Genomic DNA, 22440 nt, shown 5'->3' on the forward strand with positions numbered 1-22440 from the left:
TATAAATGAATCTAGGCATAAAAGACGCCATTTTAGCGAGAATTGTTAAAAATTTTGAAGTTTTTACCCCACTCTATCCACAATAGGCTTGAAATACACCTTGATTTGCTCAACAACCTTGTCGAAGGTCACTTGCACCATAGCATTTTTCTTCTTCACGAAAGCATTCCATCTTTTAACGCGTTCTTCATCCGTTGCGAAAGAATCTTCGAAGACGACTATGTCATTGAACGTAGTCCTTCGGTTTTGGAATGTCTGGACAATGGCCTCTTGCAGCAATTCAGCATCAATTTTTTCGCTCTGCAAAATCACGTAGATATCGTAGAAGTCCTTGAAGCGGCTATTCGCATAACCCAACGAAACTATCGCTTCAAATTTTTCTGCAAGCACGGATTCAATGGAATAGCCGTAAATCAGCGGACACTCCATATCCAGCAATACAGGGAAAGACATTTCTTTTTTCGAAGGAACGATTACATCACCAAATCCAATATCAATAGACACGGGGAGTCGCGTGTTTCCAAGTAAAGCTGTGATACTGATGTTTGTGCCTAGATATTCGTCTTGCTTTTTTATTTCGCGAGCCTTGAGCGACGCCAAATCAAATACAAGTCCGTCATCCGCTGGGATAGAAAATATCTCACCGAAAATCGAAAAAAGCGATTCCAACGTCCCGCTAATTTTGTCAGCCCGAAGGTCTATATCCGATGTAGAACGAGGGTAGTCCTTCCCGTAGAGGGCATACAAAAAGATGCCCCCTTTGAGCGTGAAGTTTTCTCTATACTTTGACTTCCCAATTCTGAACAAGGCCCGTTCCAGTCCATAGACAGTAAGCAGTTCCTGATACAGTCTGAAATTCGTCTTGGCGACATTCTTCAGTTTATCCTTTATCGACTGGACATTCATACGAGAACCTCCAGGTAAGTCTTCAGGATTTTCAGGCACGAAAGTTTTCCTGCATAGCGATAGAGTTTATTTATGTTCCGGTCTTGCCTTGCAAGGTAATTGGTCAGGATTTCCTTGGTTTCTTCGATCCCTACCTTGTTCCTGTTGGAGACGATATCAACGACCGTTTTCTCTATATCGTAAATTTTGAAGGTGTTCTTGTTTTCGCTGATTGTGCGCACGCCAACGGTATGCCGCCTATCCGAGAAATAATGCAGCGAAAGTCTTTGCGATTCTGGCAGCGAGGAAAGCTTTGTCTTTGGCGGAACCGCAACATCGATGGCATCGGGACGGAAGGTCGTCAGACCATAGTAAACGGCAGCGCTCAGAAGGCACACTACCCCCTGGGGTGCAAATGCCTGAACGTAGTAGAAATCGTTCATCTCGCCGGCAAAGTTCGCGTTTTCGTAATACGATTTATTGAGCCGAAAAAGTTTGCCCTGTTCGACCATTTTCGTTATTTGGTAATACGAAAATCCCTGCTTTTGGAGTTCCTCGCTCGAAAAGACAAGTTTTTGGTCGGATAGAACATTCTTTTGTGCCATACCGTAAATATACCTTTTTGACGGCAAAATTTCAACCAAATACGGAAAATGTTTAGACATTCCGTATTTCATTGAAAAATTATCAAGAAAACGACTACAATTTTGAATATTTGTAGTTGTTTTGTACAGGTTTAGAGAAATATTCATGTCCCCAATCTATACTCGCGCGCGATAGCGGTCAAGGGCTCGAGCCGCGAGTAACAATTGCCGTTTTTAGCCCAAAAGTCGCAATTCTCGGCAAAACAGTTCCCGGCAAGCGCACCTCGCTGACAGTACGCTTTCATTTTCCTATCTTTTTGTCTGTCAACGAGTTACGACAGTCGCATTCTGTAAAGATTCCCGCCTTCGCGGGAATGACATCATCCGCGGGGATGACAATTCAGGAAGCGACGTCTTTAACATAGGGAGTTTCAGATGGAAACTTTAAACGCTATTCTCGATACCATCGACGGTTACGTGTGGGGTATCCCGCTCATTGCCGTAATCCTGTTCGTGGGCATCTTGCTCACCAGCCGCCTCGGCGTTTTGCAGGTGACAAACCTCGGCAACGCGCTGCGATACATGCTCCACAGCGAAAAGGAAGGCGAAGGCGAAGTCTCGAGCTTCGCGGCGCTCTGCACGGCTCTTGCGGCCACCGTCGGCACGGGTAACATCGTGGGTGTCGCGACCGCCATCGGTACCGGCGGCCCGGGCGCTCTCTTCTGGATGGAAGTTGCCGCCTTTTTCGGCATGGCCACAAAATACTCCGAAGGCCTGCTCGCGGTCAAGTACCGCAAGGTCGATACCGACGGCAAGGTATTGGGCGGCCCCTTCTACTACATCGAGACGGGTATCAAGGAACGTTTCGGACTCAACTTCAAGTGGCTCGCCGTGCTGTTCGCGGTGTTCGGCGTGCTTGCGGGCCTGCTCGGCATCGGCACCATCACACAGGTGAACGGCATTACCTCGGCGGTCGCGACAGTCATCCCCACCGGCGAATTCATCAACCTCGCCGGCAACTCGGTCTCTTACTCCACGGCCATCGCGGGCCTGCTCTGTGCGGGCTTCACCGCCTGCGTCATCATCGGCGGGCTCAAGCGCATCGCGAAGGTTTCCCTCTACATCGTGCCGTTCATGGCCATCTTCTACATTCTCTTCTGCCTGCTCATCCTGGGCTTCAACTTCTCGAAGATTTCGGGCGCCATCGAGACCATCATCCAGGCGGCATTCAACCCGAGCGCCGTCACGGGCGGCGTGGTAGGCACCATCTTCATCGCAATGCAAAAGGGTATCGCCCGCGGCATCTTCAGTAACGAGGCGGGCCTCGGCTCGGCCCCGATTGCAGCCGCAGCGGCCAAGACAAAGGAACCGGTGCGCCAGGGTCTCGTAAGCATGACGGGCACGTTCATCGACACGATCGTCATCTGCTCCATGACGGGCCTTGCCATCGTAGTCACCGGCGCTTGGACTCCGGAACTTGGGCTCCAGGGCGTGAACATCACCATGGAAGCGTTCTGCCGCGGGCTTACGAACTTCCCGGGCGGTTCGACCATCGCGCCGTACATCCTTACCGTGGCGCTCGTGTTCTTCGCGTTCACCACAATCCTCGGGTGGGCTTACTACTCCGAGCGCTGCCTGGAATACCTTATCGGGCGCGGCAAAAAGAACGCCATCCTCGCCTACCGCTGGGTTTACGTGGCCGCGGTGTTCATCGGCCCCTACCTCACGGTGAGTGCGGTGTGGACTAGCGCCGACATCTTCAACGGGCTCATGGCCTTCCCGAACCTCGTGGCACTGGTATTGCTTAGTGGCATTGTCGCCCGCGAGACGAAGAAGTTCTTCGTGAAGCTGGAAAACGAGAAGTAACAACATGCGGAATAAGCGCGAAATTAGCACAAAAGCGAATTTCGAATAGCAAAAAACCGGAAATTGGGTACCAAACGGCGTGGTTCAGCCTATTTTGGTACCCATTTTTTAGAATAAACTAACACAAAAGCAACTATCGGGGAGCAATAAAGCCTCGCAAGAAGGTTTTACTGGGTACCAAAATGTGAAATTAGAGCAATTTAGTACCCATTATCGTCATCAATTCGCGATCAATAGTGCAGACAAACTAAAATTTTTGGGTACCAAACGCCCCATTTTTAGGTGTTTTGGTACCCATTTTTGCACTTTTTCCCTTTTTCAGCAGCTTTTCAAGCAACTTGCGGGCTTTACCAGCCCATCATCTCGGCGATTTCGGCGCCGATGAGGCCATCTTGCATAGTCATCGAAAGAATGCGCTGTTCCAATTCACTTGGCGGGTCCTGCGGGCCCGCGTTTTTATTTGCTGTGGCCTCCCGCACGAGCAATTCACCGAGGGCGGCATGCAGCGCGAGCGACGCATCGATGTACTTGAGATGCGTCGGCTCTTCCAGAATAAAATTCAGCGGTTTCTTTTCGGCGAGCACGCGACTCGCCGGAACGCCCGGCCCGTATTCGTCCTCAACGCCCATGTTGGCAAGCACCGCGCCCGAGGCGAGCAAAGCTTCCACGATTTGCGGGCGGTCGAGCGCGCCCTTCACGCCGGTCGCAGTCACCACGAAGTCGGCACCGCGCACGAGCGACGCCACCGCATCGAGGTCATTGCAGTCCGTGACCGGAACGCCGTTGGCATCCAGGAACGGGTTTGCACCTCGCGAGCAGTCCGTGACCACATGGACATCGGCACCGGACCGCAACAGCTGCAACACAATGCCCTGCCCCACCTTTCCGCTCCCGAAGACAATAAACTTCTTGCCGCCGGAAGGCGCGCCGTCCGTACCCGAATCTAAGCAAAAATCGTACCCGAGTTGCGCGAGCGCACGCACGTAGCCCTCGCCCGTCCCAAGGCAAGTCTCGATGCGTTTTACCACTCCGCTATCGGCCACATACACCGGATGTTCGCACTTCTCGTAAAACTGCACTCCACTGCGCGTGAGTTCCACAAACCCGAACCGCGGGTGGCATGCCGAAAACTGGCCCGCACAATCCAGAATCAGGTCGAACGCGCAATCACCCGACTCCGCGCAACGGGCCTCCATCTCGAGGGCCTCTTGCAGCCCGATTACGGGAATCCCGTTCCCGCGCAAGACTTCCACGATACCCAGGTCGCAGGGCATCCCGCCTGCCACGCCCACGACAAGATCGGCACCGCCCGCGATAAGCGCACGGTACTCCAGCAGCGTATTGCGAAATACGGGTGTCGCCACCAATACACGGAGAGCCCGAAACGGCCTCGTACCCGACCATTCGGCAAAAAAAGCGGAAAGTGCCGGGTATTCACGTTTTTCGTAGGCGTCGTTCAGAATCTCGTCGAAAATCATGCCCCTAATATAGAAATCCGGCGCGGCCCGAAAAGCCGGGGCAAACCGCCCCGCAGCGCCTGTAAAATTTTAACAACACCCGCAAAAAACAGCCATTTCACGCAAAATTCGCCATTTTTGCGTTGCTAACCTATACAACGGAAACGTTTTGCCGCATAAGCAATCACCCCGACAAAAACATAATTTAATGGTATAAATCATGATTATGGAGTATATCTTATGAAAAAGGTTCTCTTTGCCGCATCTGCGGTTGGGTTGTTCGCGGTGGGCTCCGCGTTCGCGCAGAGTGTCGAAATCGCAACCTGGTCGGGCTTCCGCAAGGGTGCCGCCTCGTTCACATTTGACGATGGCGCTCCGAGCCACGTAACCGACGCTGGTCCGATGTTCAAGAAGTATGGCTACAAGGCTACCTTCAACGTGGTGGTGAACTGGAACCCCAACTGGAGCGGATTCCAGGGATTGGCCGACGAAGGGCACGAAATTGCAAGCCATAGCAACAGCCACGGCCAGAACATGAGCGGCGAAGAAGCCTCTTCGAAAAAGGCAATCGAAGGCAAAATCCAGCAGAAGTACGGTATTATCACAGTCGCCTATCCGAACTGCAACGTGCCTAACGAAAGCGCCGTTCTCCAGAACTACATCGTGGGCCGCATCTGCAACGGCAGCTGGAAGGGCATGAATGATGAAATGGGCAAGGACGGTCCCTCCAACTGGGCCCAGGTCCCTGCCACCATGACCGGTGCCGAAGGCCAGCTCAAGAGCACGAACGACTTTACCGGCAGAATGCAGAAAGTCATCCAGAGCAACGGCTGGGCTGCATTCCTCACGCACGGTTTCCAGGGCAAGAACAACGGTAACGCCACCTACTCGCCGACGGATATCAACGCCATCGACGGTGCCCTCAAGTGGGCCCAGCAGAACGATAAGGACATCTGGGTCGCCCCGATGGGCCATGTCGCCATGTACCTCAAGGAACGCAAGGCATCGAAGGCCGAAGCTTCCTCTAGCGGTAGCACCATCACGGTCAAGCTGACCCACAACATCAAGGACAACATTTCTAACTACGACTACCCGCTCTCCCTGCGCGTAAAGTACAGCGGTTCCACCGCCAACGTGACGCAGGCGGGCGCAAAGCTCGAATCCAAGATTGATGGCGGCTACGTGTACTTCGACGCCGTGCCGAACGCAGGCGATATCGTCATCGCGGGCGAAGGCTCGGGTCCTGCTCCGGAATCCTCCAGCAGCATCGTGGCGGAATCCTCCAGCAGCATCGTGGCGGAATCCTCCAGCAGCGCTACGAATCCGGCATCTTCCTCGTCCGTAACAAATCCGTGGGGACCGTGGAACCCGCAGTCTTCTTCGGGCACGGACGCAATCGAGGATATCGCATTCACGAACAGCCACTTCTCGGTGTACAGATCCTCTGACAACTACATCGTGGTCGGCGGCGCACAGGGCATGCCGATTACGGTATACAACCACATGGGACAGGTCGTCCGCGTTACCCGCGGGCTCGGCTTTGAACAGAAGGTCTATTCTGGAGCGAAGGGTGCATACATCGTGCGCGTAGGCAACAGGACCTTCAAGGTGAATCTCTAAACTTCATAGGAAATCTCACAAATCCATAAAAGGAAGCACCCTGCAAGGGGTGCTTCCTTTTATTTGCGAGGAGTCTGCCGAAGGTCACACCGATGCTGGGCACAGCCCAGCGAGCGTGTCTGGATACGCTTGCGCCTTCGGCGCTGCGGTATGACGCGGGTTTGGCGTTAGTGGATACGCTTGTCGCTACGCGACTGCGGTGTGACGAAGGTTCGCGAACCGAAGCCGTACAATAGTACGGCGAGATAGTTCACATGACGCCGTATGGCGAAGCTTATAAAGCTATATCAATAATTCGCCTAGAAGCGAGCCAGACAAAGAACGCGAACCGAAGCTGTATAAGAATACAGCGAGTGCGAGCGAGATGCAGTATGGCGAAGCTTATAGACGAATTAGACTAGGTAGAGAACTTCTTGTTGGTATGCGCCTCGACCACGTTCACCACGTAGTCGCCGAGCTTTTCGCAGTCGTTCACCACATCCATGTAGTGCACGCCCATCTGGTAGCTGTACTTTTGCGATTCGATATCGGCAATGTTTTTCTCCTTGAGGAGCTTGCGGTAATCGTTGATTTCGTTTTCCAGGTTCAGCGTGCGGTTCGCATCGGCCGATGCCAGATCGCTAATGACATCGATCATGTTCGTAAGCGCATTGTCGCACAGCTGCATGATGTGCTTGATATGGCCGTACTGCTCTTCGGTAAAGTCGTCGGTGCTCCTAAACTTGCGGTTGATGGCGCGGGCCATATTGTAGCAAGCGTCGCCGATACTTTCGATTTCAGAAATTTCGCGGAGCATCGACTGGATGTTCGTCTTACTTTCGGGGCTCAAGCGACCTTCGGAAACCTGGTTCAGGTACTTGGCAATCTCGATTTCCATATTGTCGCTGATGCCTTCGTACTTCTCGATGCGGGCAAACAGCTTGACGAAGTCATTTTCGTCCTTCATCTCGAGCAGTTCGGGCACCATGCGGAACATCTTCTGCGTGCGGGTTGCAAACAAGTTAATTTCCTTGCGGGCTTCGAAGAGCGAAAGTTCTGCGGTACTCATGAGGCCCGCACTGATAAACTTGACCTTGAAATCCTCGCCGTCTTCCTTTTCGCGGATAATCTTGCAGATGATTTTTTCCATCGGCTTGATGAACCAGATGAGGATAAGCACGTTGCAGAGGTTGAATGCCGTATGGAATGCCGAAAGCGCGTAAGTGACACGGACGCTTGCCTGGGCAACTTCTTCTTCGGTATGCGGCACGAACGTCGGGTCAAACCCTACGATGCTGCAAACCATGTTCACGAACGGGCGGAACACAATCAACACCCACACCACGCCGAACACGTTGAAGAGCATGTGCGCCAAGGCCGCGCGCCTCGCCTGCGTACTTGCCGAAAGTGCCGCGAGGTTCGATGTCACCGTGGTACCGATGTTTTCGCCCATCACGAGCGCAATGCCCTGGTAAATCGGGAGCACGCCGCTACTGCAGAGCAAGAGCGTAATCGCCATGATGGCCGCAGACGACTGCACGCACATGGTAAGGATGCTACCCAGCAACAGGAAGAGGAGCGTGCTGAAGATGCCCCAACCGCCGGTCGTCGTAAAGAAGTTGATGACGGCCTGGTTGTGGGCCAAGTCCATCGCCACCGCATTTTCGCGCAGCGTAGTAAGGCCGAGGAACATGAACGCGAAACCGAACACGAATTCGCCGATACTCTTGGTCGAGTTCTTCTTGGTGTATGAAAGGATGATGCCGAGGGCGAAGAAGGGCCACACCACCGAGCTCATGTTGAACTGGAACCCGAATATGGACATGAGCCACGCCGTGGCCGTGGTACCGATGTTCGCGCCCATAATAACAGGAATGGCCTGACTCAATGTGAGCAGGCCAGCATTAACGAAGCTTACGGTAAGAACGGTCGTAGCGGTAGAAGACTGCACCGAGGCCGTAACGAACGTGCCTGTGAGGAGGCCTCCGATACGGTGCTTGGTCATGGTGCCAAGAACTGCGCGGAGGTGCCCGCCGGTGAGTTTCTGCAAGCCTTCGCTCATCGTCTTCATGCCGAACATGAGCAGCGCAAGGCAACCAATCATTTTGAGAATCATAAGTGTCATAGGACATTCCTACGGAACACCACTACCGGATCATCGTCGCTGCCTTTCAGCTAGTTCGGGCTCATGGCGGTAAATTGTTTATTTTAGAGCTGGCGTAAATATAGAAAAAATATGACCGATTCCAAATAGTAAAAATTTCCCAGTCGCATTGGACCGGGGGATGATAACCATGAAAGCTACCGAAATAACTACAGACTTCTTACCATCGCGATAGCCTGGCTCGCAATGCCCTCGCCCCTGCCCGTAAACCCGAGCTTTTCGGTCGTGGTGCCCTTGATGCCGACCTGTTTTACGTCGATTCCGAGCACGCGGGCGATGTTTGCCTTCATGGCGTCCTTGTGCGGGTTCACCTTCGGGCGTTCGCACATCACGATGCTGTCGATGTTGATAATCTCGTAGCCGGCCTTCTTGACTTCCTCGCCCACCTTGCGCAACAGTTCCAGGCTGTCGGCGCCCTTGAACGCGGGGTCCGTATCCGGGAAGTACGTGCCGATATCGCCGAGACCTGCGGCCCCGAGCAGGGCATCGCTTATCGCATGCAGCAACACGTCGGCATCGCTATGGCCCAAGAGGCCCTTCTCGTACGGGATATCCACCCCGCCGATAATGCACTTGCGGCCTTCCACCAATTTGTGAACGTCAAAACCAATTCCAGAGCGATAAATCTTGTCCATAATTATACCTACATTGTCATCCCCGGCTCCGACCGGGGATCTCCTTTCCTATAAAATAAAAAAATTCAGCCTATCCCAAAGTAAAGTTTCTCCATCGTTTCGGCAACTTCGGGGAAATCGTATTCGTCGACGAAGAAAATTCCCTCGTTCATGCGGAAAATAAGGACTCGACGGCCAGCCCACCTGATTCTCCTTTTCTGCATATCCGCCTTGTCGAACGGGAGGGTAACCCTATCATAGCAGCCGTACAGCACGAATTCATCCTTGTGGCATTCTATTTTTCGCACGACATTTGCAGAATAAAAGGCATCCCAGAAAATCATTACGGCACCAACAAAGAAGGATACAGACAAGGTAACGCCACGCGAATCAAACGCATCCCAGATGATGAATCCAAAAGAAATAGAAATCAGTATGCAGATTATTGCAACGATGTGCCGGAAAATAATCTTTAATTTCCCGGCATGTTTCCTCTTGCTGTTATACGTAAAGTATACTTCCTTTTCCTCGGCATTTTCAATTTGAGAACCGGAAGGTTCCGCCCCCTCATCAGGCTTCTCTTTTTCTACAGGCTTCGCAGCCCCGCACCACGGGCACTGCGGCTCGTAGTAGTTATACCTTTCTCCACATTCCGGACAAATCATCTACTGCTCCCTAGCCCGCTAGTCCTTCACGCAGCGCACGGAATACGAGCGTCCCTTCATGGTACTTCGGATAATTTCTGGCGAGTCGTAATTGTAATAGAAATTAATGCCATAAAAGATTGCCACACTAGAGCCGCTTCCCGAAGCGTCCGATGTCACAAAATACGCATTTTCTTTTGTAGTCCACGTCACCGGAGCTGCCGAGAAGCCAAACATATCATCGAAGTTCGGCCTAGTCAGCCAATCGGTTTCTGCCTTAAGTCCAACGCCAAACGCCCCGTCATTCTTGTATGTCGCATAGCGCGCAAGTTCGTGCCACTCTTCAAGAGACGGGATATGCCAACCCGCAGGGCAAATCCCCTGCACCGGGGCACACGTTTGCGAAACAACTTCGTCCTTGGTTCCGTGCACTAGGTTCATTGCCGCATACCAGTAATACAGACGCCCCGTAGCCTCGCAGGAATCAACGTCGTCCGAGCACCCCGTAAGGCCAATCATGTTCGGGGCTGCGAGCGTGTCGTAGTAGTTCATGTTTTCTGCCATCCACACCTGCTTGCCGATAGTCGTCACGCGGTAGCGGCGGCCGTCACGCGGGTCGGTAATATAGCCACCTTGCTCTTTGACCGGAGTTCCCCTTGCCGCTAGTTGTTCATCAGAACATTTTTCCCATTGCACATAGCGCGTCGGGTCATTACGTTTATCCTCAATCTTGCCAAAGAAATTATAGTGCGGATACGAAACTCTTTGGTAGGCAAGGACAGAATCCGCATTGTAGTCACAAATAACATCGACATCCTTGCCCATTATTTTCTCGTACCCAACTTTTCCCAAATCCTCAATGTCATCGCAGCCATCCGTCACTTTTTTTGCGAATTCTTCAATAAGCATTTCTATAAGCGAATCTTTCTGTATGCGGGTAAGTACGTACACACCACCGTTCTCCTTGCAGTAGAAATAATAGCCATAGGCATCCTGTCGATACTCCAGCGTATCGGGATTTGCGCTACAAGCCTCCAGGTTCGATTCACCGGCAAGGCTAGCGTAGTAATCCGCCTGTCTTTCATTTATCTCCACAAATACATACTTTCCGTCATGCTTTTCGCAATGGAAATAATCGCCATACAAGGAATCACGCACAAAAGAAAGCGTATCCGTATTCGCATCGCATGTATACCTCGCATTCACATCAGCAAGCCCTTCCAAGTCCCGGCGCTTCCCGTAACCCAGCGCTTCGTACTGGTACTTCCCGTCAATAAATGCACAGTGGAAATACGTATTCCAGTCCTTATGGCGCGTCTTCTCGAAATAAGGATGTACAAAAAGTTCGAACGTGTCGGACTCCGCGGTACACTCCGGCAAAGTCTTTAAATACTGCTCGTTCAAATATTTTTCGGCATGGTCGTAATCCGAGTCGTAGAACTTGAGAATAGTGTTCCTGATTTCGCAATGGTAGTAACGGTTTGTGGTCGTATCGACGATGTACTTTACCGTGTCCGCCAACGATTTACAGGGCGGCATCGAAGCGATAAACGCAAGCGAATCCGCAACGCGCTTTGTCGTCTTTTCAAACGTATAGATGCCGTTCCACTTTTTTCTTTTGTCGGTACAGATGTAATATATGGAATCGTACATGACAACGCGAAGCGAATCCGTCGCCTTATCGCAAGGGCGCTGTTCCGAAAGGAACCGGAGAGTATCGTTCACGGGCGTCCAGGAATCAAACGTACATACGAACTCGGACGAATCCGGCAACATCTTCCGTTTCCAGATATCACCGCTAGTGCAATTTCCCAACATAAAACTCAGCGTATCCGTTCCGTCATTCCTCCAGCCTCTATTATAGGCGACACATACATAGATGGTATCGCCGAATTTTTTTCTCAGTCTGGTGGAGCCCCTCGGGGCCTCATTCTCAATCAAGGCGTTGCTACATACTCCTAGTTCATTATCAAGGACCTCCCCCCATGTAGCCTTGACCCACGTGCTCAGGACTCTAGTCGAATCGTACTGTGTCTTGTGCTTGCAGACATAGAACACCGAGTCCCCATCCGAAACGAAATTCTCCGTACTGATTGCGGTGCAAGGCCCATACAGAAGTTCTTCGGGAGCAAAAGGCCGGTGGAAAAAATCCCCATTCCCGCGCTTGTCGCAAAGAAGGGAATCTCCATCCAGTTTCGATTTGCCGTTCTTTACATACGAGACTTTTTCGCCCGCCGTCACGCACGATTCCAGGCCATAGGCGTTTTCTACAAAGCGCTCTATAAGCCTCCAACTGAATTTATATCCCGACCACTCTGGATTCAGGTCGTACATGCGCATACGCATGTTTTGCCAGTTTTTCACGACATAATCCGCAAACTCGACAAGGGCAAGCGAATCCTCGTAGACTCCATCCGCCAAATCCAGCCGGAAATCCTCGATGTTTTCTACAAAAGAGGAATCCGTATAATTCCGCATGAACAGCGCAAGCAACGAACCGGTTTCGTCGTAGGCCCTTCCGACAGATTCCGCGGGCAGGGATTCCTGCTTGAACCCGAAATTTTCGATAAATCGCCGCATGGCGAGTTTCTTCGCGACACTGAACGGATAACCCTCGCCCACAAGCGCCTCGACAAGCGGGACTTCCAGGTGGGTCATCAGGTTCACGTTCGGTTCGGCGATATTCGAAATGTCGCTAACCGCCTCCAGCGTAAGCGGAACTGCTGTCGAATCCAGGAATTTCCACTTTCCCTTCACGCGGACCTTCACATAGGGAAACCTATAATCGCGCGTGGGCATCTTGAAAGAGATTTCCCTTCCTGTATTGAGGGTTCCCGTAGCGGAATCGTAGGGCGCAAGCGAACTGTCCAGCTGGATAATCCGAATTTTCTCGGGAACGAAGGCGCCGGTATTAGCACTAGAGGGGAACGTTATTTTCCCTTGTAAAAGGCGTGTCTTCAGCGGATATTCCCCCGAAAGGTCATGCTCCGAGATTGTCGTGTAATCCGTTTCCGCATTCTCGTAGTACGTATCTTCGTAATAGCAGCCGCCGGCAACGAGTGCAAAAAGCAAAAGCATACCGGCAACTATATGCACCGAGCCTTTCGCCAAACGGGAGGGGCGACCCGAAATCATCCACAGAAACCGTAACATATCGCATCCCTCTCGAGACAAGTTTCCGAGCCCCTCTGCACATCCATGTCAAGTTTTATTTCGTCGTCATCCACAACTACATGAAAAAAATATTCCTTCGTCACGTCGCAATCGTATCCGTGTTCCCGCACATAGAATTTTTCCTTGGGTTCGGATATTTCGAATTTATCCTTCTTTATCAGCCTGGTATAGGAATAGTCTTCGTTGTGAACGACAACCTGTTCGGCGTTCTTGCATCCATAATCGGTACAGCCGTAAATATCCACGAAAAGAGATTGTCCAATTCCGCGTGCATACCAGTCGTATTGATCGCTTGTGTTCTTGTACTGCAGGCCAAGCTTTATAGACAGCGCCTCGGCCGAATTCTCAAAACTAGCGGTCACGGAGATAATCTGGATTGTAGAATCCTTGGCCGGGAGTTTCTTTATCTTTTTAGACGAAGGCTTGTATCCATTAAAATTGAAGGCCGAGATGCTATCGGATTCGGCAAAGGCGATAATGGCAGAATCGGCACCAGGCCAATAGGCCGAATCGAAAGTCACCCTGTCCAATTTATCCGTAGTGCTGTAGTAATCATACGCAGACCCACACCCTTCAAGAACAAGGGCAAAAAGCACCAGGCACAAACAGGGTATTATCTCCATTCTTTTCATCGCCTATAATATAAATTCGTCACGAGTGTTTTCAAAACTCTCGGGTAGTTTTTCCGACGAAATAGCACAGCAGGGAGACAAAAAGCCCCATTCTGAACCTCTTTTTTAGTATATCCGTCTTGCCATACGGAAGGACTGCCGAGTCATTGAGCCTATACAACACAAAATCGTCCTTGCGACATTTTATTTCCCGTCACGTTTCTTGCGGGCCTTGTACGTAAAGAATACTTCCTTCTCCGGGGCATTTTCTATTTGAGAACCGGAAGGTTCTGCCCCCTCGTCAGGCTTCTCTTTTTCTACCGGCTTTGCAGCCCCGCACCACGGGCACTGCGGCTCGTAGTAGTTATACCTTTCTCCACATTCCGGACAAATCATCTACTGCTCCCTAGCCCGCTAGTCCTTCACGCAGCGCACGGAATACGAGCGGCTCACCTCATCCGTGAATATTGTCGGATTGTCGCCACCATAGGTAAACCGGATTCCAAGAGGTTGCCGGTTGGTAAGATTCGTAATAACATCTGCGGCAGCAAAATAGGCCCTTTCGTCGGTAGTCCACGTCACGGGCGATGCAGAAAATCCGAACAAATCCCCAGACCAGTTAATGCGATAGCTCCAGCCATCCTTGCCCTTCAAGCCGCCACCGTAACCCGCACCGTCATTGTAGTACGAAACATACTGGAACAGTTGCGACCATTCTTCTACCGTGGGGATATGCCACCCGGCGGGGCATATTCCCTGCACCGGCAGGCAAAGGTTCTCTTTCACAATTTCCTGGTCAAAATAGTTCGGGACACCAACCGCGGCATACCAGTAGTAAAGCCTTCCCGTCGCTTCGCACTGTTCCGCATCGCTTGCGCACCCTTGCGGGTCTGTCATGTTCGGGTTCGCCACCGGGTCGTAGTAATTCAGGTTTTCCGCCATCCACGTCTGCTTGCCGATAGTCACCACGCGGTAACTGCGGCTGTCACGCGGGTCCGTAATGTAGCCATCATGCGCTTCTATCGGAGCACCACGCGCCGCAAGCACATCCTCGCTGCAAGCATCAATCTTCACGCCTTTCTCGCCGACGTTCTTCCTTGCAGTATACTGGCCGTAATACGCTTCGTCCACCCGCATCATCACAAAGTTCGCATTCGTATCGTAGTCACATACAAAGTAATACTTATTCGACATGAAATTATTCTTGTCGCTCCTCCATCTTGCGACAGTAGCATCGCAGGGTTCAAGTTTCGCCATATACTGGTCGGCAAGCATGTCAGCCAAGGCCTTTTCCTCAATTGGTTCCAAGTGGTATTCGCCACCAGTCTCGACGCAGTAATACAAATACCCGTAAGCATCCCTCGTGTAGTGTATTTCTTCGCCTGCATCATTACAGAAACTGGACTCCCTCGCCTCCCTCATGCTCTCGTAGCGTTTCAGGTCCCAATAGTCCACCTGTCCATAACCGTACTTGCCGTCGACATTCGAGCAATGGTAGAACACATTTACCGTAGATTCATACCTTGTGACGTTATACGGGCAATCGATAATTTCGAGCGTATCAGACTCGGCGTTACAGGCAGGGAGCGTTTTCACAAACTCGCCGCACATGGCCTGCCTGCCTGCCTTTTCGTCGACCTCGTAGTACTGGTACTTATCATCTCTGGTTTCGCAATGGTAAAAGTGGTTGCCAGTCGAGTCGTACACGTACTGGTACGCATTCACCGGATTGCACGGTTCCTGCATTGCGATAAACGCAAGCGAATCGGCGACACCACTCGAAACCCCCTTGAAGGAATATATTGCAGGCATATCGCCAATCTTCACATCGTCACACCTGTAATAGAACAGGTCGCTATAAGAGAACGAACGCAGGGCATCCGTTTCCCTATTGCACTTGCGCTGCTCCGCAAGGAACTTATTGATATCGTTCGCAGGGCTCCACCGCATGCTCAGGGAATCGTGCGTACAGACATATTCCGAAGAATCCGGCATGCGCCCGAGCGTCCAGACGCTACCCGTATCGCATTCGCCCAGGTAGAAACCGACAGTATCCTGGCTCTCGTAATTCCAGGAATACGTGTCGTCCGAAACCACGTGTTCGCAGACGAATATCGAGTCGTGGAACAAGGACTTTTGGCCCAAGTTTTCGGAATGGCATGCGCCAAAGTGATAATTCCGGATAAACTCGTCGTCCGCTACTTCCCACCCGTTCTTGAATTCCATGCGGCGACCATCCGCAGACAACCCGAACGAGGCATAATTGCCGGTGCACTTGTAAGAAAGTCTCTCGCTTACCTTTTCCAGCCGAGGAGTGCTACCGACAATGCAGGGGCCAAACTGTTTCTCCAAATCGGTCAGGAACCTCCTGAAATACACGAGCGAGTCATTCTTGTTAAGGACTGCATCGCATACCAGCGAATCCTTGTAATAAGAGGATCTGGAGTTTGCAACCGAATCGACCTTACCCAGGCGGTCCTTGCAGTCCGGGAGCCCGAAGGCTTCTTCAACCATGCGTTCAAAGAACTTCCACTTGTTAACGCCAGCGGTTGAATCCAGCTTATCCAGCAGGGAATCTACACTCAGCCATCTATTGACAATGAACTCGGCAAACTCGATGTTTTTATCAGTATCGTCGATACTCCCATCCGAGAGGTCTTCTTTCAGGTAGGACTTGTTTTGGGCAAAGCTACTTTCCGACAGGCCTCGCAACAAGTATGCGTACAGCCCGGCAACTTCCTCGAACGGGCGCGCATACAATTCTGCAGGGAGCGTATCCTGCTCCGTAAAGTGAAACGCCTTCGCCACATCCTGCATGGCCTTCTTTTTCGCCTCGCTGAACGAGTAGCCCTCTGACACGAATTCCCAAATCATCGGGACTTCGATATCCGTCATCAGGTCAATCCTCGGATTTTCTACTTCCGAAATATCCGTTATCACGGAGAAATAAATTCTGTTCGCCGTGGTGGGCCACATGATGCGTGTAGCATAGGACAGCGAGACTGCTACGTAGGGAGACTTGTAATCGTGAGCAGGGAATTCGAACTCGCTCCGGCTGGCATCGACAGGGGAACCTTCCACCGAGTCAATTACATAGAGCGAGGAATCAAGCACATAGGCTACGGCTCGTGAATCCGGGATAAACCATGCATTGGGAGCCATGTTCCGCACGCGGAACGACTTGCCTACCAGGGCGTAGTCTTCAGGAGTCGCTTCGTCCTCGATTATCGAGTCTACGCCCGCGCGGTTATAGTCCGAACCGCCGTCACAGCCCATAAGGCATAACGCGCCTAGAACGAGCGGCAGGCTGGCGGCATATGCGAACTTGAACAAATTCATCGTTATAAATATAGATTCTAATGTTTGAAAAAGCGCACGGGTCGCCCGTATTCCCGACAAAACGTAAAGTTATGCGACAAGGGAGGGTTTCCAACCCTCCCTAAGACCCTCCCGGAAACAAAAAAAGATCCCCGCCTACGCGGGGATGACAAGACTCACGCAAAGGCGAGCCTAAAGGTCTTTTTTACAGGTTTCGCTAGCCGAGCAGCGCCTTGCCGGGGAACATGCTCATGGCGATGAGGGCAATCGCAGAAATTGCCACCGCAAACTTGAGCATGTAGGTGAACGCGGCCTGGGACTTGCAACAGCAGCACTTGCACTCGCCTTCCGCCTTCACGGGCATAAACAGCACGTAGGCAATGCGCAGGTAGTACACCGCCGCCACCAGCGAAAGCACGAAGGCGAATATCGCAATGGCGCCATGGCCCGCGGCGAACACGTCGGTAAAGAGCGCGAACTTCGCGAGGAAGCCTGCAACAGGCGGGAGACCGGCGAGGCTAGCGAGGCAAACCGTAGCGCCGAGCGCCACGAACGGATGCTTGCGGCCTGCACCCTGCAGGTCTTCGAGATTTTCCTTGCGGTCACCCTTGCCCGAAAGGTAGGCAACCCCCGTAAGGGCACCCGCACTCGCAACGGCGTAGGTCACCAAGAAGTAGAACATTGCACCGAGCTGCACCGTACCGTTCTTCAGGTAGCTCGGAACCAGGAGGCCGAGTACAATGAAGCCCGCGTTCATCACGGCAGAGAACGCGAGGATACGGCGAATGGACTTCTGGGCAAGGCCGCTAAACGCACCGACAAGAATCGAGAGCACGGCGACAATCACCACCAGGTAGAAAACCGGCTTGGACTGCCCTGCGGCAGTAACCTGTTCGGAGAGGTTCCAGGCACCGGCGACACCGGCGCGGGTAACGAGCATGCCGAGCCACACGGAACCGAGAGCGGCGAGCGCCCCCACCTTCACGACGGCAGCCATGAAGCCCGTGACCGCGACAGAAGCACCCGTATAGACGTCAGCCACCCAGTAGTGCACCGGAGCGGCGCCCGCCTTGAACAGGAGCCCGAAAATAGTGAGCAGAATGCCAATCGCATAGATGGGTTCACGGCCCTGCAGAATCAGCGCACTGAAGTGAGTCGTGCCGGTCGCACCGTAAACGAGCGCCACACCGTAGAGGAATATGGCACTGAAGATGGAGCCCGAAACGAAGTACTTGAACACGCCTTCACCCGCGTTAGTATCCTTGCGGCGGATACCCACCAGGGCGTACACCGGGAAGCTCGTGAGTTCCATGGCGATAAACAGGGCGACAAAATCAATCGCCTGAGTCATGAGGAGTGCGCCGGTCGAAGCGAGCAGCATGAGCCCGTAGGCCTCGCCACCCTTGTGGCCTTCGTGACCGAGGGTCCACTGCAGGCCCGAAACGCCGAGCAGCGTGCAAAGCAGCACGGCAAGCCCGAGCAGGCGACGGACCGGGTCCATGGCGAACAGGTCGTGGCACGTATCGGTTGTCACGAGCGCGAAAGACGCCATGCCCAGAGCCACGAATACGGCAGCAAACCAGGGGATAATCTTGTGCTTGTTGTCGTCCTTAAGGAACGGTTCCATCACCAGGGTAGCGAGGGCACCGAGAGCGACAACGATTACCGGGAAAAAGTTGACGATACTAGTCATTGGAAGCCTCCTTCTCGTTCACCGGAGCGGCATCTGTCGCGGGGTGAGCGTCCATTTCGGCATCATTGAGTTCGTAGTCCTTGTCTTCGACGCCGCGGACCTGAGTTTCTTCTTCGCGAGCCTGCTTTTCTTGGGCAAGCACCGTGGAGCGCGCAATGTTCGCCTCGGTCTCAATAACCTGGCGGATAAGTTCCTTGCGTTCTTCTTCGGAGAAGCCCGCCTTCACCAGCGAGGAATCGAGCTTGCCGATATCGCTGGAAGTAACGATGTGGGATTCGAGCGGTTCGACCTCGCCTTCCTCCTCTTCTTCGACTTCTTCCTCAACGACCAGCTCTTCGGCAACAGGCGCGCCCTCGGTCTGTTCGACTGCAGATGCGTCATTGATAAGCAGGGATTCCGTCACGAATGACGGGTGGAAACCGAACACGAGGAGAAGCAGGAGCATCGCACCGTAGGCAACACCCTCGATGCCCGAGACCTTCACGCCTTCCTTGCATTCGCGCTTCGCCTCGCCGAAGATGACCTTCTGGATAAAGCGGAGCACGTAGGCCGCAGAGAGAATCATGGAGAATCCCATGATGCCCGCGCAAACCGGGCTCAGGTCCCACAGGGAAAGCAGCACGGTGAATTCACCGATAAAGCCCGCCGTTCCGGGAACCGCAAGAGCCATCACGCCGGCAGCACCGAACAGGAAACTGAACGCAGGCGCCTTGTGGGCAAGCCCGCCCATTTCGTTGATGTCGCGCGTGCCCGTCATGCGCTCGGCAATTCCAATCAGGTAGTACTGCACGCCGGCCGAAATACCGTGGGCCACCAGCAACACGAGAACTGCCGGGAGCATCGCCTCGGAGAGGCTGAACACGCCCGCGACCGCAATGCCCAAGTGGCTCATGGAACTGAACGCAAGCAGTTTCTTGCCGTCGCGCGCACGGAGCGCCATCAGGGCGCCGTAGATTGCGGAAGCAAGCCCGAGCCACACCATCGTAGAAATCTCGGTCATGTTGAAGGGGAACACCGGAAGCACCCAGGCAATGAACCCGAACACGCCAGCCTTACTCATGGCACCCGTAAGGATAGCCGAGAGCGGAGCCGGAGCCTCGGAATAGGTAATCGCCTGCCAACCGTGGAACGGGAAAATCGGGGTCTTCACGATAAACGCAATCAGGAAGCACAAGAGCAGCACGAGCTGCGTGTTTTCCGGCAGGCTCTGCACTGCGAGCGCCACGGAGAGGAGCAGCGAGTTGTCCGCAATCGTGAGCAGGTACCAGAGCGCCACCATCATCGGGGCAGAACCGACCAGCGTGTAGATTGCAAACGTCATGGCCGCTTCCTTGCGCTTCTCGCCGCCGAAGCCCGCTATCAGGACGGCAGCCGGAATAACCATCGCTTCGAAGAAGAAGAAGAACAGCACTGCGTCGGCGGCAAGGAACGTACCGTTCATCGCACCCATCAAGGAGAAAATCCCGATGGCGAAGTTGCGGTAGTTGTTCCCGAAAAGCCCGCGTGCAGAGATGAGGGCCACGAGCGAAAGCCCGCAAGAGAGGAACACCATCCAGGCGCCCAGACCGTGGCTGTAGAGGTAGTAGTACGTGGGGCCCTTGCAGCCGGGAATCCAGAACCATTCCACCGGAGTGGTGGCGATGTTCCCGCCCGAGACAAGAGCGACGGAAAGCCCGAGGAACACGACGGCGAAGAGAATCGCCATGCGGGTCGCCGACCTGAAGTCTTCCTTGGAGTTGAGGACCATCAGGATGGCGGCAACAAACGGGGCAAAGACAAGGAGATGTAAAAGCATTAGACCAAACCTCCAGTCAAGAGAACAACAAGCACAAGGAGCGCCACGCCGAACAGGCTAAGCGTAAGTTGCAGGCGCACCTTGCGAACCTGGAACACGGTCGCGCCGTCGCCCACGATGGAGACGATGGCCGAGAGCGTCCACTGGAACGCCTGCAGCACCTTGTCGACAACTACGTCGCAAATCCAGGCGACAATAAGCACAACCTTGATAAAGAACAGGTGGACGTAGTCCCAAAGGAACGTCCAGCCCTTGGCATAGCCCTCGGGAGCGGTAGAAGAGCCCTTCGCAGAAGCCTTGATATCGGCCTTGCCCCAGCCCTTCCAGGCAACGAACATGCCGAAGAGAGCAGCAAGCGTACCGAGCGCGGCAAAGAGCATCGGGTTCACGTGCGTCGTGACGCGCGGGATAAATTCCTCGAGCATCATGTCGGGGCTAAACATGCGTGCGGGGTCGAACGCCTGAGCGGCACCGAGCACCGGAGCGAGCGAATCGGCAAAGAAAGTGATGCCGATGGATTCCGCCCACAGGTAACCCGCGAAGATGGAACCGAACGTGAGCACGACCATCGGGATGAGCATCACGGCGGGAGCCTCGTGGATGTGCGATTCGGTTTCCTTGTCGCCGCGGTATTCGCCAAAGAACGTCATGATGATGAGGCGACCCATGTACACCGCAGTGATAACCGCAGTGAAGAGGCCCGTCACGTAGAAAATCTTGTTCATGGGAACGGCGCCATCGGCAAGCCAGGTTCCCGTGAATACCCAGTTGCAGTTCGTGAAGATGCGTTCAAGAATCAAATCCTTGGACCAGAAGCCTGCAAAACCGGGGAACCCGACAATCGCGAGGAACGCGAAAATCATCACGCAGGCAGTGACCGGAGTCTTCTTGATCATGCCACCCATGCGGCGCATGTCCTGCTCGCCTGCAAGCGCGTGGATAACCGCACCCGCACCGAGGAAGAGCGACGCCTTGAAGAATGCATGAGTGAACACGTGGAAGATGGAAGCATCGAACGCAGATACGCCCGCGGCCATGAACATGTAACCGAGCTGGCTAATCGTCGAGTAGGCAAGCACCTTCTTGATATCGTTCTGGAAGAGGCCCGCGAATGCAGCCCAGAAGGCGGTCAACGCACCCACGACGAGAATGAGGTTCAGCACGTCGGGGCAGAGCACGAACATGTTGGAGAGGCGCGCCACCAGGTAGACACCGCTCGTGACCATGGTCGCGGCATGGATGAGGGCCGAAACCGGAGTCGGACCCGCCATGGCATCGGGCAGCCACGTAAGGAGCGGAATCTGCGCGGACTTACCCGTGCAACCCACGAAGAACATGACAGAAGCGAGTGTGAGCATCGGGAGCACGAGTTCCACGTGCCCGCCAGCAATGACCATCTGGATAAACTGGTTGAGCAGGTCGTAGTTGAGGGCGCCAGCACCGCCAACCGTAACGAGGCAGAGCATACCGAGCAAGAACCCGATATCGCCCACGCGGTTCACGATGAATGCCTTGTTGGCGGCCTTGCAGTTCTTGATATCCTTGTTCCAGAAGCCGATGAGCAGGTAGGAGCAGAGCCCCACGCCTTCCCAGCCGAGGAACGTGAGAAGCAGGCTATCGGAAAGCACGAGCACAATCATGCTGAACAGGAACAGGTTGATGTAGGCGAAGAAGCGGGCAAAGCCGCGGTCGCCGTGCATGTAACCGATGGAGTACAGCGCGATGAGCGTGCCGATACCCGTCACGAACAGGAGCATGATGCGGGAGAGAGCATCGAACAGGAATCCGATATCCACCTTGAGGAGCGGAATATCAATCCAGTTGCAGAGCGTCTCGCGGATGCCGGAGACAGGCATATTCGTAGCGAGGGCAGCGACACTCACGAACGACATCGCCGGGAGCAGCACGGCAATCGCACCCACGATACCTTCGGGGGCGCCCTTCTTGTTAGACGAAGAAGCGACGGCGATGCTCCCGAGGATGATGGTTCCGAGCAGCGGGAAAAGCGGAATGAGCCATAAAGGAATATTCGTCAT

Annotated in this window: 15 protein-coding genes; 2 read left to right on the forward strand and 13 right to left on the reverse strand. The window is 53.5% G+C overall.

Features of this window, described 5'->3' with window-relative positions; genetic code table 11:
* Positions 1-63 precede the first annotated feature (63 nt).
* Together BUA44_RS11970 and BUA44_RS11975 are read right to left on the reverse strand one after the other, a co-directional pair.
* On the reverse strand, positions 64-906 hold the full coding sequence (locus BUA44_RS11970) for a nucleotidyl transferase AbiEii/AbiGii toxin family protein (protein WP_072812349.1): 843 nt from the start codon (positions 904-906) through the stop codon (positions 64-66).
* Positions 903-1490 (reverse strand): type IV toxin-antitoxin system AbiEi family antitoxin domain-containing protein, encoded by a 588-nt coding sequence (locus BUA44_RS11975; RefSeq protein WP_072812352.1) that lies wholly within the window; start codon positions 1488-1490, stop codon positions 903-905. Before BUA44_RS11975 ends, BUA44_RS11970 begins: the two co-directional genes overlap by 4 nt.
* 414 nt (positions 1491-1904) lie before the next feature.
* Between BUA44_RS11975 and BUA44_RS11980 the strand changes: the two genes are divergently transcribed.
* Positions 1905-3335 (forward strand): alanine/glycine:cation symporter family protein, encoded by a 1431-nt coding sequence (locus BUA44_RS11980; RefSeq protein WP_072812353.1) that lies wholly within the window; start codon positions 1905-1907, stop codon positions 3333-3335.
* 347 nt (positions 3336-3682) lie between these two features.
* On the opposite strand, the gene BUA44_RS11985 is transcribed toward BUA44_RS11980, so the two are convergent.
* Positions 3683-4813: an NAD(P)-dependent oxidoreductase gene (locus BUA44_RS11985; protein WP_072812355.1), complete on the reverse strand. Its 1131-nt coding sequence runs from the start codon at positions 4811-4813 to the stop codon at positions 3683-3685.
* Positions 4814-5032: 219 nt separating this feature from the next.
* On the opposite strand from BUA44_RS11985, the gene BUA44_RS11990 reads away from it, so the two are divergent.
* Positions 5033-6412 (forward strand): polysaccharide deacetylase family protein, encoded by a 1380-nt coding sequence (locus tag BUA44_RS11990; RefSeq protein ID WP_072812358.1) that lies wholly within the window; start codon positions 5033-5035, stop codon positions 6410-6412.
* Between the two features lie 397 nt (positions 6413-6809).
* On the opposite strand, the gene BUA44_RS11995 is transcribed toward BUA44_RS11990, so the two are convergent.
* From BUA44_RS11995 to nuoL, 10 genes are all read right to left on the reverse strand, one after another.
* Entirely contained in the window at positions 6810-8516 is a 1707-nt protein-coding gene (locus tag BUA44_RS11995; protein WP_072812360.1) for a Na/Pi cotransporter family protein, read from the reverse strand.
* A 188-nt stretch (positions 8517-8704) separates the two neighbouring features.
* The gene (gene ispF, locus BUA44_RS12000) at positions 8705-9190 is read right to left on the reverse strand and encodes a 2-C-methyl-D-erythritol 2,4-cyclodiphosphate synthase (protein WP_072812362.1); all 486 of its coding nucleotides are present in this window, start codon (positions 9188-9190) and stop codon (positions 8705-8707) included.
* 65 nt (positions 9191-9255) lie between these two features.
* A complete protein-coding gene (locus BUA44_RS12005) occupies positions 9256-9834 on the reverse strand; it encodes a hypothetical protein (RefSeq protein ID WP_072812365.1) in 579 nt (192 codons plus the stop codon).
* Between the two features lie 18 nt (positions 9835-9852).
* Complete coding sequence (locus BUA44_RS12010; protein WP_072812367.1) at positions 9853-12891, reverse strand: FISUMP domain-containing protein; 3039 nt, start codon at positions 12889-12891, stop codon at positions 9853-9855.
* Between the two features lie 53 nt (positions 12892-12944).
* The gene (locus BUA44_RS12015; protein ID WP_143151982.1) at positions 12945-13619 is read right to left on the reverse strand and encodes a hypothetical protein; all 675 of its coding nucleotides are present in this window, start codon (positions 13617-13619) and stop codon (positions 12945-12947) included.
* A gap of 183 nt (positions 13620-13802) precedes the next feature.
* On the reverse strand, positions 13803-13994 hold the full coding sequence (locus BUA44_RS12020) for a hypothetical protein (RefSeq protein ID WP_072812372.1): 192 nt from the start codon (positions 13992-13994) through the stop codon (positions 13803-13805).
* 18 nt (positions 13995-14012) lie between these two features.
* Complete coding sequence (locus BUA44_RS12025; protein ID WP_072812374.1) at positions 14013-16937, reverse strand: FISUMP domain-containing protein; 2925 nt, start codon at positions 16935-16937, stop codon at positions 14013-14015.
* Positions 16938-17133: 196 nt separating this feature from the next.
* Positions 17134-18609 carry an NADH-quinone oxidoreductase subunit N gene (locus tag BUA44_RS12030; protein ID WP_072812376.1) on the reverse strand — a complete coding sequence of 492 codons (1476 nt, stop codon included), beginning with the start codon at positions 18607-18609 and terminating at the stop codon, positions 17134-17136.
* Positions 18602-20404 carry a complex I subunit 4 family protein gene (locus BUA44_RS12035; RefSeq protein ID WP_072812379.1) on the reverse strand — a complete coding sequence of 601 codons (1803 nt, stop codon included), beginning with the start codon at positions 20402-20404 and terminating at the stop codon, positions 18602-18604. Before BUA44_RS12035 ends, BUA44_RS12030 begins: the two co-directional genes overlap by 8 nt.
* Positions 20404-22440 (reverse strand): NADH-quinone oxidoreductase subunit L, encoded by a 2037-nt coding sequence (gene nuoL / locus BUA44_RS12040; protein ID WP_072812381.1) that lies wholly within the window; start codon positions 22438-22440, stop codon positions 20404-20406. The genes BUA44_RS12035 and nuoL overlap by 1 nt, the downstream gene beginning before the upstream one ends.

Source organism: Fibrobacter sp. UWR3 (assembly GCF_900143055.1).
Taxonomy (GTDB): domain Bacteria; phylum Fibrobacterota; class Fibrobacteria; order Fibrobacterales; family Fibrobacteraceae; genus Fibrobacter.

Coding starts and splice junctions, on each gene's coding strand:
- BUA44_RS11970 (WP_072812349.1), bottom strand. CDS start 906: ATGAATGTCCAGTCGATAAAGGATAAACTGAAGAATGTCGCCAAGACG.
- BUA44_RS11975 (WP_072812352.1), bottom strand. CDS start 1,490: ATGGCACAAAAGAATGTTCTATCCGACCAAAAACTTGTCTTTTCGAGC.
- BUA44_RS11980 (WP_072812353.1), top strand. CDS start 1,905: ATGGAAACTTTAAACGCTATTCTCGATACCATCGACGGTTACGTGTGG.
- BUA44_RS11985 (WP_072812355.1), bottom strand. CDS start 4,813: ATGATTTTCGACGAGATTCTGAACGACGCCTACGAAAAACGTGAATAC.
- BUA44_RS11990 (WP_072812358.1), top strand. CDS start 5,033: ATGAAAAAGGTTCTCTTTGCCGCATCTGCGGTTGGGTTGTTCGCGGTG.
- BUA44_RS11995 (WP_072812360.1), bottom strand. CDS start 8,516: ATGACACTTATGATTCTCAAAATGATTGGTTGCCTTGCGCTGCTCATG.
- ispF (WP_072812362.1), bottom strand. CDS start 9,190: ATGGACAAGATTTATCGCTCTGGAATTGGTTTTGACGTTCACAAATTG.
- BUA44_RS12005 (WP_072812365.1), bottom strand. CDS start 9,834: ATGATTTGTCCGGAATGTGGAGAAAGGTATAACTACTACGAGCCGCAG.
- BUA44_RS12010 (WP_072812367.1), bottom strand. CDS start 12,891: ATGCTTTTGCTTTTTGCACTCGTTGCCGGCGGCTGCTATTACGAAGAT.
- BUA44_RS12015 (WP_143151982.1), bottom strand. CDS start 13,619: ATGAAAAGAATGGAGATAATACCCTGTTTGTGCCTGGTGCTTTTTGCC.
- BUA44_RS12020 (WP_072812372.1), bottom strand. CDS start 13,994: ATGATTTGTCCGGAATGTGGAGAAAGGTATAACTACTACGAGCCGCAG.
- BUA44_RS12025 (WP_072812374.1), bottom strand. CDS start 16,937: ATGAATTTGTTCAAGTTCGCATATGCCGCCAGCCTGCCGCTCGTTCTA.
- BUA44_RS12030 (WP_072812376.1), bottom strand. CDS start 18,609: ATGACTAGTATCGTCAACTTTTTCCCGGTAATCGTTGTCGCTCTCGGT.
- BUA44_RS12035 (WP_072812379.1), bottom strand. CDS start 20,404: ATGCTTTTACATCTCCTTGTCTTTGCCCCGTTTGTTGCCGCCATCCTG.
- nuoL (WP_072812381.1), bottom strand. CDS start 22,440: ATGACGAATATTCCTTTATGGCTCATTCCGCTTTTCCCGCTGCTCGGA.